The sequence below is a fragment of the Mycobacterium sp. genome (assembly GCF_032162605.1).
Classification (GTDB): domain Bacteria; phylum Actinomycetota; class Actinomycetes; order Mycobacteriales; family Mycobacteriaceae; genus Mycobacterium.
In genome coordinates this window covers 1-13,667 of record NZ_JAVROT010000543.1, presented here as the reverse complement: position 1 = coordinate 13,667, position 13,667 = coordinate 1, and the positions used below count along the sequence as shown (strand labels likewise).

The window sequence follows — 13,667 nt, the reverse complement described above, 5'->3', positions numbered from 1 at the left end:
GCGCTGAGCTGGCTAGATGGTGCGCAATCCGAACCGGGCACCCACTTCGGCAGCTGCCGACGCAAGCCGCAGGGCGCGTTCGGGCGGCGCGTCGCGTACGGTCCGCCTCGATAACCTGACCGACCGGCACGATTCCAGTGGCCAGCAAACTCGATGAAACACGCATCGAGCCGTTAGGGGCGGCCGGAACGCAAGCGTCTTCCAATCCCGTTGGCATTCAACGGGATTGGACGAGAGGCCTGCCGATCAATCGGCATCTGCGGCGAGCGCCCGCTGCACGTCGTCGTGACGCTCCTCGATGGTGCGGCCGATCTCCTGGAGCAGCAGCGGCTTTCGCCACACCAGCTCCTCCATGTGCTCACGCTCGATCTGCAGCACGGTGACCTCGTCGACGGCGTATGCACCCGCGGTCGCCGGCTCGCGGGTCAACGCGGTCGAACCGATGAAGTCGCCCTCCTCGAGGATGCGGACCGGAATCATCGCCCCGTCCTCGGCTCTGGCGGTGAGTCGTACCCGGCCGCTGACGATGAACGTCATGCGGTTGGGGATCTGACCGGCGAACTGGATGGTCTCGTCGGCGCCGTACCTGTCGATTCGTGCGTTGGGAAGCAGTTGCTGCTGCTCGGCCTCGCTCAGCTTCAGTGTCGGTGCGAGGATGCGCAGCGACGTCGCCGCACGCTCCGAGGTGGCGAAGTCGTCGTCGGCCTCGTCGAGATGCAAACCGGCGCGCCGAGAGGCGTACCAGGCCCATCGCAGAAAGATCGCCCTGGCCGACCCGCCGTCGGCGGGGGACCGCAGCGGAATCGACGTCTTGTACTCGCCCGCGCCTGCCGCCACGCTGGATGGCATCGCACCCGGACGCAGATGGGGCAGGGTGCTCGCCACCCGGACGAGCATGCCGCATACGTCGTCGGGAGGATCGTTCTGGCTGAACTGGGTGACCACCGAGATCGAGTGCTCGCCGGGCGGCCGACTCAGGTTGGCGAACGATGCGCCCGCCAGCACCGAGTTCGGAATGATCTGCAGACCGCTGCCGGTGTCGATGTGCGTGGCACGCCAGTTCACCTCGACGACCCGGCCCCGCGCCGATGGGGTGTCGACCCAGTCCCCGAGTTGGAACGGCTGCTCGAACAACAGCAGCAGGCCGGAGATGATCTGGCCGACGGAGTTCTGCAGTGTCAGACCGAGCACGATCGACGTGATGCCGAGCGCGGTGAACAGTCCGCCGACGTTGGCGCCCCAGATGTAGGAGAAGATGATCGCGAGCCCGATCGCGATGACCAGGAATCGTGCGACGTCGAGGAAGATCGACGGAATCCGCTTGCGCCAGGAGCCTTCCGGCGCGCCCTGGAAGAGCGTGGCATTGAGTCCGGAGAGCACCAGCACCAGCAGTACGAAGCCGAGCACCGTGGAGACGATGCGGACCGGGGTGGCTTCGGCGGACACCTCGGTGGCCTTGACCAGGAGCAGGAGCAGCGCCCCCAGCGGCAGGATGTAATTGCGCACCAGGCCCACTGGACGGGTCAGCGCGCTGCCCCGCCTGGCGAGCGCGGCCCGCAGCTCGGTGAGGACGACCAGTGCGATCGGCAGGCCGATCGCCACGCCGACGGCCCAGTAGAACCAGGACGCGTCAACGATGCTGGTCACGACAGCCGCTCCGAGAGCCGCCAGATGGGTTGCGGCTTCCCGGCGACGGTGATCTCACCCCCGGCGGTGAACTGCCTACTGTCGCGCATCGCGTCGTAGACGTCGGAAGTGACGTACACGCCCGGCTGCGGCGAGCCGCTCTGCACGGAGAAGGCGAGATCGACGGCCGCCCCCCACATGTCGTAGGCCAGGCTCGCCCGGCCGACCAGGCCGCTGCTGACCTTGCCGGTGTCGATGCCGGCGCGCAGCTTCAGGGCCTGTCCGGCTTCGCCGTTGAAGCGGTCGACGATCCGGTTCATCTCGATGGCGAAGTCGACCGTGCGGCGGACGTTGTCGATGCGCGGCACGTTCAGGCCGCAGCTGGCGAGGTATCCGTTGCGCAGCGTCCGGACCCGTTCGATGCCGAGGCTCTCGGCCGCCGCATCGAACTGGCGGACGAGCTTGTTCACGATGGCCAGCGACTCTTCGGACGTCAGGTCGGCGGAGAGTTCGTCGAGCCCGACGATGTCGGCGAAGATCACCGTCACGTCCTGGTGGTCCTGGGAGATGGTCTCCTCGCCCTCGCGGTAGCGCGCCACCACCTGCTCGGGCATCAGGGATAGCATCAAGCGGTCGTTCTCCCGACGCTGCTCGTTGAGCAGGTCCTCCTTGATGGCGAGGTTGCGGCTCATGCCGTTGAAAGCGACTGTGAGATCGCCGAATTCGTCACGGGATACCACGGGGATGGTGACCCCGTAGTCTCCGGAGCTGATCTGGTGGGCACCGTTCTCCAGCCGGCGGATCGGACGCACGAACAGCCGCGCGAGCAACATCGCAGCGATGCAGACCGCGAAGATGATCCCCGCCGTCGACAACACCAGTGTCCGGGTGAACGCCGTCACCGGGGCAAACGCCTCCGAGGTGTCGATCTTGGCGATCACGTTCCACCGCAGTCCGGGGATGTCGGCGGGCGCATAGGCCTGCAACGTCTCCTGGCCGAGGTAGTCGGGCGCGATCAGGGTGCCGGTTTGTCCTCGCTGCGCGAGTTTGGTGGCCTCGGACGCGACGGGCTGCACCAGGGTGGTGCCGTGCTGGCGGATCGCGTCCTCGGCGACGTCCGGCGGAGTGCCCGCGTCGATCACGTCGCGCTTGTAGGCCTCGGGATCCTCTAGGAACAGTCGGGAGTTGGACCGCATCAGATCGTCGGGGCCGACGATGAACGTCTCGCCCGTGGCGCCCATGCCGGACTCCTCCCAGCGCCCGTCCATCGTCATCAGCTTGTTGATCTTGGAGATCGGGAACTGCAGCGCCAGAACGCCGTCCACCCTGCCCTGCGGCCCGATGGGGGAGACGAACCAGGCCGTCGGCGAGTCGGCCGGTTGGTAGTCCCCGAAGTCGGTGAGGCCGACGTAGTCGACGGTGTTGGAGTCGATCGCCTTCTGATAGGCGCCGCCGAGCTCACTGCCCCGGTAGGGACCGGTCAGCACGTTGGTGCCGAGGTCCACGCCCTTGTAAGCGCTGTAGACGACGTTCCCGCGGGTGTCGAGCAACAGGGCGTCCTCGAAGTCGAAACGGGTGACGATCTCCCGGAAGAAGTCGTTGAACCGGTCGTTCGCGGCCGACCAAGGGCTGCCGTCGCGGGCATCGTCGAACTTGATCGCGGCGTCCCAGTCCGCGGTCGGCTTGTCGTAGTCGCCGAACGGGACGGTGTAGTTCGCCTGCAGGTAGCGCTGCGCGTTCGAGGTCGGCACCAGTGCGTCGACGTCGACGTTCCCGCCGGTCTGTGCGTTCTCGTCCTTGGCGAACCGTCGTGCGTAGTAGTCGACGAGTGAGTGCTGTTGGGCCGGGTCGATCGTGGACGTCTGGAGCTGGTCGAAGCCCGCCGTGAACGCCTCGATGGCTTGTGACGCCGTCGATCCCCGCGAGTAGATCACCAGCGAGTTCTTCAGGTCGGTGATGCCGGACTGCAACTGCCTGCTCTGTGACTGCCGGATCTCCGTCAGCCTCTCGAAGACCGACGTACGCAACGAGTTGCGTCCCGACTGATAGCCGATCGCCCCCACCACCGCGGCGGACAGAACGCTCGTCAGGAGCAGCATCACGAGCAGCTTGGATTGGATACTCACCCGCGACATAAGGCGTCGACGACTCCGTTTGGCGGATTCGGTCGAGTCGCTCTTCTCGTCCGCTGGGGCGTCTTCCGTCGTCGTCGTCATCGGTTGCATAGACTAGCTCGCAAACGCGCTGGTCGACGCGACTCGATGGATGTTCGACGGCCGTCGACAGGACGGGACGGATCGGGCACCGTGGAGTCATGGCCGCCCCCTTCGATCTCGAGCGCTTCGTCGATGCCCAGGAACGTGAAGGTGTCTACGATGCGGCGGTGGCGGAACTGAGCGCGGGACGCAAGATCTCACACTGGGTGTGGTTCGTGTTCCCGCAGTTGCGCGGGCTGGGCACGAGCATGATGGCCGACCGATACGGCATCGAATCCCGCGACGAGGCCGTCGCCTATCTGGCGCACGGCGTGCTCGGGCCGCGCCTGCGGCGGTGCTCGCAGTTGGTCACCCGATCCGGGGCGGTCACCGCTCAAGCGTTGATGGGTTCGGTGGATGCGTTGAAGCTGCGGTCGTCGATGACGCTGTTCGCCGAGGTCGCCGCCGACGACGCGGACTTCGCCGCGGTGCTCGACGAGTACTACGGCGGCGAACGGGATCCCAAGACCCTCGAGCTGTTGGATCTCGGCCGGACCTGGCTAGACCGCGACGACGGCCCAGCCGTGGGGCTCGACGTCGAGGCGGTCGACGACGGCCTCGGCCGGGGCGCCGGAGCCCGCGACGATGCGACCGCTGCCGATCCCGAGTTCGGACAACGACATTCGCAGCGGTGAGTCGTCCACGTTCAGTGCCACCACCAGCGATCGGTCGTCCGACCCTGCCCGGTACACGTACTGGCTGTTGGCCAGGTGCAACGGTGACGTCCGCGCGGTGTGGAGCCACGGGTGGCGTCGACGCAGACCGATCAGATGCTGATGAAGGCGAAAGGTGTCGTGGCCCAGGTGCTCTGATTGCTCCGGGCTGGTGGGAAACTCCGGGCGGACGGCGTCGTCGCCCCCGAAGCGCTCCTCCTTGACGCCGCGGTATGCCCACTCGTCACCGGCGTACACGCTCGGGGTACCACCGATGGTGAGCACGAGAACCAGTGCGTGATCGACGTGTCGGGCGTCGTCGACCCGGCTGGCGATTCTGGTGACGTCGTGGTTGCCGACGAACGTCATCGGCACGAACGTATCGAGGAAATCGTCGTGCCGGCGCAGCGCGTGGTCGAGCTCGTGGAAGTTGGCGTCGTTGAGGCTGCTCCAGATCGCCTTCCACAGTTCGTACTGCGTGACGGAGTCGAACGTCGCCGTGGAGACGGTGGCGGCGTAATCACCGTGGATCACCTCACCGACGAACCACGCGTCCGGGAATTCGCTGCGCACCCGTGGCAGCACCTGGGCCCAGAAGCGGTCGGGCACCGCGTACGCGGCGTCCAGCCGCCAGCCGTCAGCGCCGTGGCGCAGCCAGTGCGACATGACGTCCGCGACGTAGTCGGCGACGGCGGGGTTGCCGTGGTTGAGCGTGATCAGGCCGTCGTGGCCCTCGAACGTCGCGAAACCGTTGCCCCGCTTGCGGAACCACGAGTCGTCGCCACCCGCGAGGGCGTCCTGGTACCGGGGGAAGCCAGCGCCGACGTGGTTGAAGACGCCGTCGAGCAGGATGCGCAGGCCACGGCTGCGGGCCTCCGCGACGAGGTCGTCGAAGTCGGATTCGTCACCGAGACGCGGATCGATCCGGTAGTGGTCGATCGTGTCGTACCCGTGGGTCGCGGCGGCGAACACCGGGCCGAGCGCGATGCCGGACGCACCGAGTTCCAGGGCGTGGTCGAGCCACGCGGCGACGCGGCGCAGCCGGTGCTCGTCGGCGGTGGGTGCAGGGTCGGCGGGAAACGCGCCGACGAAACCGAGGGGGTAGATCTGCCACCAGAGCGCGTGCTCGACCCACGCCGGGTCCGTCACGGTTTGAACTTCGACTCGTAGAGCGATTTCATGGCTTCCTCTAGTTCCGGCGCAGGCCCGTCCGAAGGAACATGCGGTGCCACGGCCGAAATCGGCAGTGCGGCAACGGGTCCGGGCGTAGCCCCCCATTCGGTGCGCCACGCCACCAGCTGGGCTGACGAGGTCGCGTAGACGATGCGCCCCAGCCCCACCCAGGCATGGGCGGCCGAGCACATCGGGCAGTGTTCGCCTGAGGTGTAGACGGTGGCGCGGGCACGTTCGTCGGCGCTGAGGTTCGACGCGGACCAGCGAGCCAGCTCGAACTCGGGGTGCTGGGTCGCGTCGCCGTCCTTGGTCCGGTTGCGATCCTCGATGCGGACCGTCCCGTCGGCGTCGACCAGAAGAGAGCCGAACGGCTCGTCGCCTGCCTCGAGAGCCTCCCCGGCCAGCTCCACGCAGCGGCGCAGATGTGCGAGGTCGTCATCGCTGATCACCACAGCCGGAGTGTACGCAGGCGCGGACCTTCGGCGACGGCGTGTGAGCGGGTAACAGGCCAGTCCGATCAGCAGTGCGCAGAGGTGCCCCAGCGAGGTGAAGTTGGTGCGAAGGAGCAACGCACCGCCGATGATCAGGACCACCGCGGCGAGGTACCCCCAGCGCCAGCGGCGTGGGACCCGATAGAAGAGCACTCCGACGATGCCGACGACGAAGTAGCTCACGCCGACGTCGCGCGCGTCGATCAAGCGCGGGGACGCCGCGGCCTCCTGGATGATCCAGTACAGATAGCCCTCGCCGAGGTAGGTCGCGCCGACGTGACAGACCAGTCCGACGACTGCCCAGCGCAGATGGCCCAGCCACCGCTCGGCGGGCGCCAGGAACAGCGTGAAGATCAGCAGGTAGGGCCACCAGTAGCTGCCGTCGATCCACAGCAGGCTCTGGAACAGCACCCGCAGCGGATCGGACGCCAGGTGGTGCAGGTTCGTCGACGTGGACTGCAGCAGCGTCCGCAGCGTACGTGCGGTCAGCGAGTGCTGTATCAGCGTCGTCGAGAGCAGGACGGCCAGCCAGGTATAGGTCAGGGGAGCGCTGCGCACGTAGCTCCGCACCTGATCCCACGCGTGTGTCACGCTCACCGACGATAGAGAACGAGTCGCCGCGATGATTCCGACACGCGGGCGGGGTCGTACTCGGCATGGGCCTACGACTCGGCTCGGTACATTTCAGGTCCGGCTCGGAGAGGTGCCCACACAATGACCGACTTCGACCGGCACTGCACGGAGATCGTGGCGCAGGCCGACCTGTTCGCCGACCATCTCGACGGCGCCGACGTGACCGTCGCGGTGCCGTCGTGCCCGGGATGGAACGTCTCGCAGTTGGCCCGCCACGTCGACGGTGGTCTGCGCTGGGCGCGCGAGATCGTCGCTGGGCGCGTGAGCGCGCCGCCGCCCGACGCGGCGCTGCGTGACCTGTCGGGGGCGACGGGCGACGATCCGGCCGAGCTGGCGGCCGCACTGCGCTCGGCGGGCGTCGACCTCGCGGCGACCCTGCACGAGACGGGCGCCGACGCGCAGATGTGGTCTCCCGTGCCCGGCGGCGGGAGCGCCTTCTATGCGCGACGCTTCGCCCACGAGACCGCAGTGCACAGGGCTGACGCGGCGTTGGCGCTCGGAGTCGACTACGTCGTCGCGAACTTCGTCGCCGTCGACGGTGTCGAGGAGTGGCTCGACTGGGTTGCGCGCCATTCCACTTCGACGTGCATCCATGGATGCGGGAGCTGCTCGGCCCCGGCCAAACGGTGGGACTGCACGCCACCGACACCGGTGGCCACTGGGTCATGGACTTCGCAGGCGATGCGATCACGTGGCGCCGCGGCGACGAAACCACCACTGCCGGGCTGCGCGGGCCGGTGACCGACCTCCTGTTGATCCTGTATCGGCGGCGGCCGGTGTCGGCGGCGAGCATCGAGGGGGACGCCGGGTTCCTCGACTTCTGGTTGGAGCGGGTGGCGTTCGGCTGATGCGGAGGGCAGGAGCGAAGCGACCCGGGAATGTCGCGGTCAGCCGCAACAGCTTTCCCCACTGCCCTCGACCTGCAACCTGCATGCGCACGACGCGAGGATCGGCACGTCGGCTCTGGCGCGGGCCAGGTCGAGCTGCTGGCCGATGACGACCGCTTCGTCGTTGCGGCCCAACCGCTTCAGGCATTCGTGGTACCCGTGCAGGCTCCACACGTTGGCCGGATGCTGCGATGAGCGGCCCAACGTGGGATCCAGGCCGAGGTCGGCGGCATACACCGCAGCGGCGTCATCGACGCGACCCTGCTCGAGGAGCAGTGCCCCGTAGGCATGCCGGGTCGGCTGCATCCAGCCCCAGTGTTCGTCGTAGGGAAGGGAGTCGTCGAGTTCGATTGCGCGTCTCAGGTGCTCGAAGGCCTCGTCGAATCGACCTTGGCGGTAAGCGATTTCGCCGTCCAGCATGGCCGCGGCGACGGCGAGGATGTCGCGGCTGGTGTTGTTGAACAGGTAGCGACTCTCCGGGATCTTGGCGTACGCAGCGGCGAAGGCCTGCTTCTCGACGAGCGCCCGCCCGAGCTGCCCCTTGGCGGCGCGCGCCACACCGCGGCCGTAGTGAATTGTCGCGACGGTGGTGCAGTAGAGGTCGACGGCGTCGGGCAGCGGATGCGCGATCAGTTCGTCCCACCGCCCGAAGCGGATCAGCACGTGCACCCGCAGGGGCACGAACGCCTCCAGCCAGTCGGCCATGGGCGGTGATTCGATCGCGAGCAGCTCGGGGGTGAGTTGCGCCGCGAGCTCGTCGGCGGCCTGCGTCGCGGTCGCGCACTGGCCTAGGAACATCGCCGAATACACGACGAAGTGCAGATCGTGCGCCCGGTAGAGCGAGTAGAAGTTCAGCGGGCCGGCGCGCTCGACGAAGCGCCGGTCTGCCTGCACCGCAGCGGTGTTCGCCACGATCGAGCTTCGGTAGTCGCCGCACAGCACGTCGATGTGGCTGGGCATGTGCTGGAGGTGACCGGCGTCGGGGACCAGGCCGCGCAACAGGTCCGCGGCTGGCAGAGCATCCTCGGGTCGTGCCGACATCTCCATGGCGTGCAGGTAGAGGTGCAGCACGCCGGGGTGGACGCGACCCGCCGCGGTGGCGAGCACGTCGTCGAGGATCCGCTTGGCCGCCACGACGCGCGACCCGGGTGCCGGCTCACCGGTCCTGGTGTCCCACAACGCCCAGGCGGTGACGTTCATCAACGCGTCCGCGGCCAGCGCCTGCACGTCGACGTCGTCGGGGTAGGCCTCGGCCAGGGTGGTCATGGCGTCGGCGTAGCCCCCGTGCCCGGCGGTGAGGGCCTCGCCGTCCGTGGCGTCGTCGGTGGGGAAGCGTGCCGCCAGCGCGTCGATCAGTCCGCGCTCGACCGTCGACGCCCGGCCGTTGACGGCCAGTGCGAGTTCCATCCGGGCCCTGGCCAACGACGCGGTCAGGTCGACGGGGTCGAACGCCTCCCAGGCCTTGTTGTAGTTGGGGCCGATCGCGTAGGCGATGCCCCAGCGCGCGATCGCGAGGTCGGGGTCCAGAGCCAGCGCTCGCTCGAAGCAGTGAATCGACTCCTCGTGGTTGAACGCGTAGGCCCAGACCATCCCGCGGTCGAACCAGGCCTGCGCCTGTGCCGATGGCGTCTCAATCGACCGGTGATAGGACCCGAGGTCGTAGTACGGCTCCGTCGCGTTCGGAGCGGTGGACGCGGTAGCGCTCATGACTGGAACGATAATTCGTCCACGCCTTGGGGGCGAGCACTGCGATCACCGCGAGCGCCAGTCCGCTCACACCCCAGATGGTCAGGGTGACAATCGGTGTCAAGGCGCCGTTGCCGCCGAAGTATTCGAGGCTGCGCAGCAGTGCCACCCCGGAGCCCTGCGGCACGATCGCGTTGAACGTCGTGTAGAAGCCCGACAGCAGCGGCAGTCCGACCGGGCCAGCGGCCGCGGCGTTGCCGACGATCACCAGGAACAGGGTCACCATCGCCGATGCGATGAAGCCGAAGGCGGCCGCCACACCGGTCACGGCGCCGGCGACGGCCATCGCGTACAGCCACAGTGCGCCGAAGACCTGCCAGGTGTGGCTGGTCAGCGCGCCGAGGACGGCGTCCACGTAGATCGTCACCCCACCCGCAAGTAGCGCCGAGTAGGCCGCCAGGCTCAGGGTGCGAAGCGCCAGCGTCGAGAGCCTGCGCACGCTGCCCATCATGCGACCGAACACGGTGGCGCCCAAGGTCGCACCGATCGACAGAAAGATGACGGCGTAGAACTCGACGGTGCCCTGTGGATCGGCAGGCGAGGTCGGGGCGACGTCCTCGACGCTGGGTGCCAGGCCCGCCTTGGTGGCGATCGTGCGTCCCACGGATTCGGAGGCGTTGGCGACGCTGCGGCCGCCGCCACCGGCGACGTAGATCTTCATCTCGCCGGTTTGGCCGACGACGAAGGCGGCGTCGGTCTTGCGGTCGTAGACCTGCTCACGCGCGGCGGTGGCGTCCGCGACCTGGGTCACCGACAGCGTGTCCTGTCCGCGGATGGCATCGACCACCTGCGGTGGCCCGACGACCGCGACGTCGAGGTGATGCAGGGTCGGCTTGGCGAACGCACCGGAGTAACTCGCGATCATCGCGACGACGAAGACCGTCAGCGCAGCCATGACCAGGACCATGTTGCGGAGGTCGGTCCGTGAGACACGCCGGTTGGCTACGTCCAGGTGCGGAGCGTGGTGCTCGGGGGGAGCCTGGTGCTTGCCCATGGTGGTTCCTTCCTAACGGGATCGGTGAGTGGCGGCCTGGAGACCCAGCAGCGCGTCGACGGTGTCGAGCGCGGCGGTCACCCGGCCTCGGAGATCGGTGGCTGGTTCGGTTGGCGGTGGGTCTTCCATCCAGGATCGGAGCACTTCCTGGAACCCGCCGACGAGGAATCGGCTGACCGACGCGGGGGCGATGTCGGCGATCGAGCCGACGACGGCCATGCTCTGCGCGGCCATCTCCTCGCATGCGGGCAGCAGCTCGGCGCGAAACGCAGCGACCACCCGCTGGGAGACCGCGCTCGGCACGACGTTGCGGTACATCGTGCGGTGTTCGGCGGCGAAGTCGAACAGGCTGATGATGCGCGATCGTGCGTCGCCCTCGATGGCCTCGGCGGCAGCGGAGAACGCCACGGCGAAGGCGGTCGCGACCGCGTCGTCCCGGTCGGTGAAGTGGCGATAGAAGACCTGCCTGCTCACCCCCGCCCGCGCCACCAGGTCGCCGACGGTGATCTCGTCGACGGCACGTTCGTGCGCCAGTGCGAATGCGGCGTCGCGCAGCAGGTTGCGGACGCGTTCGGCGCGGGGATCGGCGCTATGGGTTCGGGTGGGCATGTCGACGAGCTTAAGCGACTTCGTGGACACTTGACTACGAATTGTTAGGTTAACTAAGACACCTGTCGAGGACGATGTGACGGGCGCCTCTCGGCACTGGATGATGTGTTGCACGGCGAAGTCGACGGCAGGAGAACCGATGATTCGATGTGTGCGGCTGTGGACGGGCCGGGACGGCACCTCCCACGTCGAGATCGGTCGGCTGGACATCAGAACCGGGCGCAACGACGACCTGGTGTCGGCGACGATGTCGGCGTCGCACGTCACGGTCGAGGAGACGGCGGGCGGCGGCACGCTGGCGTGGCACACCGCGCCGATGCGTCAACTCGTCGTGACTCTCGGGGGCACACTGCTGTTCTCGACCCGTGACGGCGAAGAGTTCACCCTGCACCCCGGCGATGTCCTGCTGGCCGAGGACACCGAGGGCAGCGGCCATCAATGGCGAATCGAGGGCACCGATCCGTGGCGGCGGATGTACGTCGTGCTGGCGCCGGCCGCCGAGGTTCCGTTCGTCCGCGACTGATTTCTCCGCGCGAGCAGTCGAAAAAGTGCCCGACACGCCGAACGTGCGGGCACTCTTGCGTCTGCTCGCGGGGGAGAAGTGGGGTGTCAGTGCCCGGCGACGACGTCCGCCTCGTCCACCACGACGGGGTCCTTCGCCCCTGGCAGGAACCAGTACAGCACGCACACCAAGCCGAAGAACAGGTAGCCAAGTGCCACAGCGGGATTGGCGGCCCACGCCCCTTCCGGGGCATGGATCAACCTGATGAAGGACAGCGCCGCATCACCTCGAGTGCGTCGCGAACCGGTGCGAGTGCGCCCGACGATGCGCTGCTGGTCGTGCATCCGACCATCGCCGCCCCGTCGGCCCTGGCTCCGTTGTTGCGGATCAATGGCAGACCGGGCTTCGTGGTGACGGACATGATCGACGTCGATGAATTCGAACCGATTGTGTCGCTTCCCGATTCGCCGATCTACCTGGTGGGTGGCCTCAGCCGCGGTGAGGACATGGCGAACTGGAGTCCCAACGAGGCGCTCCCGGCGATGACCGCACGCGGTCGCACGCCCTTGACGCTGACCGAAGGGCTGCACTGGCTGCTACAACGACCGGAGGTCCTCGAGCGCAATCGGTGCTTCATGACGATCGCGTCGCGACGGCGCAAGGCCAACGGTCGAGCCGACCCACGCACTCCGGCGATCTGGTTCAGCAATGGCACCGGCCGTGACGGGCGGGAGCATCGAGACGCCCCCAAGGTCGGTTGGTGCTGGGCGGGCAATCGACATACTTGGCTCGGCTTCGCCTCAGCTGCGAGCCGTCGGGCCCTCACCCCGCAGGGGTCGTCATCCAGCGGTTGAGCCACGCGTGCAATCTGTGCGCATCGCCAGCGCGGCCCGCCGCGGCCAGGTAGCCGTCGGGTCGGACCAGCAACCACCCCGCACCGGTCAGCAGGTAATCGGGTAGGGAGACCTCCCGGACCGTGAGGACGTCGGCCCACGGTCCGAGCGCGGCGGTGACCGGCTCCGCGGGCCCCGACACCAGCAAGGTCAGCGTCGAGGTGTCGACGAGGTCGTAGAGCCTGCCGTGGGCCAGTTCGACGTCCGGGACCCGGTCGCCCGCGCGTAACGAGCCAATTCGTCCGCCCCCCTTGGCGATCGGGGCGTTCCGATAAGAGGCGGCGATCTGCCCGAGCCTCGGAGCCGCCTTGTCCTGCACCTTCGCGCGGGACAGGGCCAGTGGCGCCAGCCGGCTGAGTGCGGCGTGCGCGAGCGGGTTCGTCGAGTTGAAGACCTTCGTCGCCCGTTCGGTCATGCCCACCAGCTGACGGATCACCGGCAGCCGGTCGGTTTCGTAGGTGTCGAGCAGTTCGCGCTTCGCGGTGCCCCGCAGGACCATCGCGAGCTTCCACGACAGGTTGATCATGTCGTGGATCCCGGCGTTCATGCCCTGTCCGCCTGCGGGGCTGTGGACGTGCGCGGAATCGCCGCCGAAGAACACCCGACCTCGGCGCAGGGTGTCCATGTGCCGGCTGTTGATCCTGAATCGCGAGCTCCAGTTCAGGTGGTAGAGCTGCGCCGGGACTCCGACGGTGCGGTCGTAGAGCGCCTGGATGTCCATCAGCGCCGGCTCGTCCGCGTCGCCGGTGATCCCGTCCGGGTCGGTCGCCATGAACCGGAACCGTCCATCGCCCATTGGAAAGACGGCTAGAAAACCGTTGGGCGCCAGGAAGATCGACAGCTGGTCCTCGGCGAGGCCGCCGGCCAGGTGCACGTCGCCCAGTACGTAGTTCGTTGGTAGCGCCCGACCGGTGAAGGGCAGTCCCAGGCACTTGCGGACGGGACTGTGGGATCCGTCGGCCGCGATGACGTAGGACGCCTCGACGGTCTCGCTCACGCCGTCGGGCCCGGTGAGCACCACCTCCACCGCGTTCGACCGCTCGGCCAGGGTGGAGAACCGGACTCCGCGTTCGACCTTGACGCCTTGTCGCCCAAGCTGTTCGGCGAGTAGCCGTTCGGTCTCGGACTGGGCGAGCATGAGGATGAAGTTGAACTGACTGTGCATCCGGCTGAAGTCGATTCCGGCGATCTGGTGGCCATCGGCG

11 protein-coding genes and 3 pseudogenes are annotated in these 13,667 nt (G+C 67.9%); 4 read left to right on the top strand and 10 right to left on the bottom strand.

The features are described from left to right. Positions 1-246: 246 nt before the first annotated feature. Both QOI01_RS30040 and QOI01_RS30035 read right to left on the bottom strand, forming a co-directional pair. Positions 247-1,647 (bottom strand): mechanosensitive ion channel domain-containing protein, encoded by a 1,401-nt coding sequence (locus QOI01_RS30040; protein ID WP_526386863.1) that lies wholly within the window; start codon positions 1,645-1,647, stop codon positions 247-249. Then, entirely contained in the window at positions 1,644-3,842 is a 2,199-nt protein-coding gene (locus QOI01_RS30035) for an adenylate/guanylate cyclase domain-containing protein (protein ID WP_526386861.1), read from the bottom strand. Before QOI01_RS30035 ends, QOI01_RS30040 begins: the two co-directional genes overlap by 4 nt. 98 nt (positions 3,843-3,940) lie before the next feature. On the opposite strand from QOI01_RS30035, the pseudogene QOI01_RS30030 reads away from it, so the two are divergent. After that, positions 3,941-4,363: pseudogene (locus QOI01_RS30030) on the top strand (DUF1810 domain-containing protein); the annotation flags it as partial. Positions 4,364-4,381: 18 nt separating this feature from the next. On the opposite strand, the gene QOI01_RS30025 reads toward QOI01_RS30030, so the two are convergent. The 3 genes and pseudogenes from QOI01_RS30025 to QOI01_RS30015 form a co-directional block, all read right to left on the bottom strand. Beyond that, a complete protein-coding gene (locus tag QOI01_RS30025; protein WP_526386859.1) occupies positions 4,382-5,683 on the bottom strand; it encodes an alpha-amylase family protein in 1,302 nt (433 codons plus the stop codon). Beyond that, positions 5,680-6,159 (bottom strand): nucleoside deaminase, encoded by a 480-nt coding sequence (locus QOI01_RS30020; RefSeq protein ID WP_526386864.1) that lies wholly within the window; start codon positions 6,157-6,159, stop codon positions 5,680-5,682. Before QOI01_RS30020 ends, QOI01_RS30025 begins: the two co-directional genes overlap by 4 nt. Then, positions 6,160-6,789: pseudogene (locus QOI01_RS30015) on the bottom strand (rhomboid family intramembrane serine protease); the annotation flags it as partial. It lies immediately after the preceding gene. A gap of 123 nt (positions 6,790-6,912) precedes the next feature. Between QOI01_RS30015 and QOI01_RS30010 the strand changes: the two are divergent. Then, positions 6,913-7,572, top strand: coding sequence for a maleylpyruvate isomerase family mycothiol-dependent enzyme (locus QOI01_RS30010; RefSeq protein ID WP_526386857.1), 660 nt, complete (start codon positions 6,913-6,915; stop codon positions 7,570-7,572). Between the two features lie 146 nt (positions 7,573-7,718). On the opposite strand, the gene QOI01_RS30005 is transcribed toward QOI01_RS30010, so the two are convergent. The 3 genes from QOI01_RS30005 to QOI01_RS29995 are packed head-to-tail and all read right to left on the bottom strand — an operon-like array spanning position 7,719 to position 11,067. Then, a complete protein-coding gene (locus QOI01_RS30005) occupies positions 7,719-9,425 on the bottom strand; it encodes a tetratricopeptide repeat protein (protein WP_526386855.1) in 1,707 nt (568 codons plus the stop codon). Next, positions 9,349-10,458 (bottom strand): hypothetical protein, encoded by a 1,110-nt coding sequence (locus QOI01_RS30000; RefSeq protein ID WP_526386853.1) that lies wholly within the window; start codon positions 10,456-10,458, stop codon positions 9,349-9,351. Before QOI01_RS30000 ends, QOI01_RS30005 begins: the two co-directional genes overlap by 77 nt. A 12-nt stretch (positions 10,459-10,470) precedes the next feature. Further along, on the bottom strand, positions 10,471-11,067 hold the full coding sequence (locus QOI01_RS29995; RefSeq protein ID WP_526386851.1) for a TetR/AcrR family transcriptional regulator: 597 nt from the start codon (positions 11,065-11,067) through the stop codon (positions 10,471-10,473). Between the two features lie 151 nt (positions 11,068-11,218). Here QOI01_RS29995 and QOI01_RS29990 point away from each other — a divergent pair, with 151 nt between their 5' ends. Next, a complete protein-coding gene (locus tag QOI01_RS29990; RefSeq protein WP_526386849.1) occupies positions 11,219-11,590 on the top strand; it encodes a cupin domain-containing protein in 372 nt (123 codons plus the stop codon). An 86-nt stretch (positions 11,591-11,676) separates the two neighbouring features. Here QOI01_RS29990 and QOI01_RS29985 read toward each other — a convergent pair. Then, positions 11,677-11,850, bottom strand: a pseudogene (locus tag QOI01_RS29985) (regulator); the annotation flags it as partial. 57 nt (positions 11,851-11,907) lie between these two features. On the opposite strand from QOI01_RS29985, the gene QOI01_RS29980 reads away from it, so the two are divergent. Further along, positions 11,908-12,423 (top strand): DUF5701 family protein, encoded by a 516-nt coding sequence (locus tag QOI01_RS29980; protein WP_526386847.1) that lies wholly within the window; start codon positions 11,908-11,910, stop codon positions 12,421-12,423. Here QOI01_RS29980 and QOI01_RS29975 read toward each other — a convergent pair. Further along, the coding region (locus QOI01_RS29975) for an FAD-dependent oxidoreductase (protein ID WP_526386845.1) at positions 12,392-13,667 on the bottom strand (1,276 nt) is incomplete at its 5' end. The two genes, QOI01_RS29980 and QOI01_RS29975, sit on opposite strands and share 32 nt — an antisense overlap.